Below are 2,960 nucleotides of genomic sequence, written 5' to 3'. Positions count from 1 at the left end.
TCCCTCAGGGTCTGTCGGAAAATAAAGTGTGCAGTTGGCGCAGCAATTTTGTGTCCCGGCAAGGCGCCGGGTTCCGCGAATACTTGTAGTATTCAAGGGTTCCGGCAACGCGGCCGGGGCACAAAAGGGCAAGTCAAATGTACAGGTTATTTTTCGACAGACCCTAAGCGTTGCAGGCGGGGTCCACCGGGCAGTGCGTCAGACAGGGTCCCTCGGCCGTGAGAGCCTCTCGGATGACCTTCTCCGGGGCCTGCCCGGCCATGGACAGCCCGCGCGCGCCCATCGCCTCGGCGAGGCGGATCCAGTCGGTGCGCAGACCGGGCGCCACCGCGAAACGGCGGCCGCCGCACTGTTCGTCCTGAAGCTGACGCACCAGCCCCAACCCGGCGTTGTCCAGCATAAAGATTGAGATCGGAAGGTTCAGGGCCACAGCCGTAGCCAACTCCGCCATGTTCATGTGCAAGCTCGCATCGCCCGTGATCAGCGCCACGCGCCGCCCCGGCCGGGCCAGCGCGACGCCAATGGCGGCACCGAGGCCAAACCCCATGGCGCCGAGTCCGCCCGAAGTGATCAGTTCGCCCGGCCGCGAAAAGCCATATGTCTGCGCCGTCCACATCTGGTGCTGGCCCACGTCCGTGACCACGGTCATACCCGGTGTCCGGAGGCGCCAGAGGGTATGGATCAAGGCGCGCGGCGTGCCAGGTTCCGGAAACGCCCGCCGGGTAAACGGCGTAAAGGCCGCCCCCCACGGTTCCCGCGGCGGCGGCAGCCGCGCGAGCAGCCCCTCCATCACCGCGCCCGCCCGCCCGCAGAGCGCGGCGTCGGCCGGAATGTTTTTGTTGACCTCCGCCGGGTCGATGTCGATGTGAAAGATCTGCGCCTGCCCGGCAAACTGCCGTCTGTCCTCCGCTGCCCGTTCGGTAAAGCGGGTGCCGACCGCCAGCAGCAGATCGCACGCCTCGACGGCCCGGTTGGCCTCCGGCAGCCCATGGCGCCCCAGCATGCCCAGAAAGAGCGAGTGGTCCCAAGGGAGCGCGCCCAGGCCCATCAGCGTCGCGCACACCGGAGCGCCCAGCCGTTCGGCCAGCATCGCGGCCGTCACACCCGCGCCGTCCGCCACGACGCCGCCGCCGATCAGCAGCACGGGCCGCCGCGCACGGGCCAGCGCACGGACGAACTCGTCCATCTCGCGCTCGGAGGGAACAGGGACGCCGTGGCTGTGCCGTTTCTCGCGCTGCGCCCCGCAGGGGGCTTCAGCAATGTCGCGCGGGATATCCACAAGCACCGGTCCGGGCCGCCCGGACTGTGCGATGGCAAAGGCGTCCCGCACGCTGGCCTGGATCTCGTCCGGGCTCTTGACAATGAAGTTGTACTTGGTGATGGGCATCGTGATGCCGGCGATGTCTACTTCCTGAAAACTGTCGCGGCCGAGCAGCGCGAGCGGCACGTTTCCGGTCAGGGCGACGAGCGGTGTGGAGTCCATATAGGCTGCGGCGATGCCGGTGACCAGATTGGTCGCACCCGGGCCGGAGGTGGCCAGCACCACGCCGGGCCGCCGGGTCGCGCGGGCGTAACCGTCGGCGGCGTGGGCCGCGCCCTGTTCGTGGCAGGTGAGAATATGGGTGATGGTCTCCCGTCTCTCATAGAGCGCGTCATAGATCGGCAACACGGCGCCGCCCGGATACCCAAACAGCACCTCCACGCCCTCTTCGATCAGCGTATCCACAATCATGCGCGCGCCATTCATACCATCAGCACCCCGGACAAAACGGCGGACACCTCCGCCGGACAAAGCCGCCGCCCATCAGTCATATATACAAGATACAGGCAGGCCGGAGTCCTTGTCAAGTAAAATCATCGTCAAACCGCCGCCGCCGGGCACATACAATGGCATATGGCGTCCGAAGGCCGAGGAAGAAAGGGGGTGGCGTCATGGCCGCATTTGGGGGGCGTCCGCCGCGTTCCCGGCGACGCGCCCATCCGCCCGCTTTGCCCCGGCGGCGCGCGCTCCGTCTGGCCGCGCTGGGGCTGGCGGTTCTCGTCGCCCTCTTCGTCTGGGCCGAGGCCAAGATCCGCCCCTACACCGCCCAGATGGCGCTGTCGCGGGTGCATACGCTGGCCACCGGCGAGATCAACCGCGCGGTGGACGACATTATCAGCGCGGAGAATCTGCAATACGGCGATCTCATCTATTTTGAAAAAGACGTGACGGGGCAGATCACGGCGCTCAAGACGGACATGGTCAAGATCAACCGTCTCAAAGCCGCCGTCACGCAGCGGGTCCTCGACCGGCTGCGGAGCACCGACACGGAGGAACTGTCGATTCCGCTCGGCAACATCATAAACGGCGACCTGCTCTCGGGACGCGGCCCGTCGATCCCAGTGCGGATCGTCCCTGTGGGCATGGTGGACTCCGGTTTTCTGAGCAGCTTCACCTCGGCCGGCATCAATCAAACGCGCCACCAGATCATCATGCGCATCGACGTGACGATCGGCGTACTGCTGCCCGGCGTGCAGGAGGAGACCCATGTGGAGGCCCAAGTGAACATCGCCGAGACCATCCTCGTCGGCAGCGTGCCAGAGAGCTATCTGCAATTCGGCAGTGATGAAATTTTTCCCAGGCCCGGGTCGTAAGGGTCTGTCGGGGAATAAAGTGTGCAGTTGGCGCAGCAATTTTGTGTCCCGGCAAGGCGCCGGGTTCCGCGAATACTTGTAATATTCAAGGGTTCCGGCAACGCGGCCGGGGCGCAAAAGGGCAAGTCAAATGTACAGGTTATTTTTCGACAGACCCTAAAGGTCTAATCTGTTAGGGACACAGATTGTGTGTCCATTAACAAAAGGCGGCCGGGACGTTTGCGGCACACGAACGATTGACGGTCACACGGCCAAAAGCCGGGAAAGGAACACAGCATGAAACGGAAAACAGCCATCTACTGCCGCTCCGCGCTCTATGACGAGAT

Annotated in this window: 2 protein-coding genes; one reads left to right on the top strand and one right to left on the bottom strand. The window is 64.7% G+C overall.

Features of this window, described 5'->3' with window-relative positions; genetic code table 11:
• Window positions 1–163: 163 nt before the first annotated feature.
• Complete coding sequence (gene ilvB / locus LBK75_08245; GenBank protein ID MDR1158276.1) at window positions 164–1,747, bottom strand: biosynthetic-type acetolactate synthase large subunit; 1,584 nt, start codon at window positions 1,745–1,747, stop codon at window positions 164–166.
• Window positions 1,748–1,932: 185 nt separating this feature from the next.
• Here ilvB and yunB point away from each other — a divergent pair, with 185 nt between their 5' ends.
• Window positions 1,933–2,634: a sporulation protein YunB gene (gene yunB, locus LBK75_08240; GenBank protein ID MDR1158275.1), complete on the top strand. Its 702-nt coding sequence runs from the start codon at window positions 1,933–1,935 to the stop codon at window positions 2,632–2,634.
• The last annotated feature ends 326 nt before the right edge of the window (window positions 2,635–2,960 follow it).

Source organism: Oscillospiraceae bacterium, assembly GCA_031265355.1.
Taxonomy (GTDB): Bacteria; Bacillota; Clostridia; order Oscillospirales; family UBA929; genus JAIRTA01.
Note: the sequence above shows the minus strand (reverse complement) of the source record. Positions and strands in the feature narration are given on the sequence as shown.

What these genes read in the sequence shown, in the direction of transcription:
- yunB (MDR1158275.1), top strand. Translation starts at nt 1,933, where the DNA reads ATGGCCGCATTTGGGGGGCGTCCGCCGCGTTCCCGGCGACGCGCCCAT.
- ilvB (MDR1158276.1), bottom strand. Translation starts at nt 1,747, where the DNA reads ATGAATGGCGCGCGCATGATTGTGGATACGCTGATCGAAGAGGGCGTG.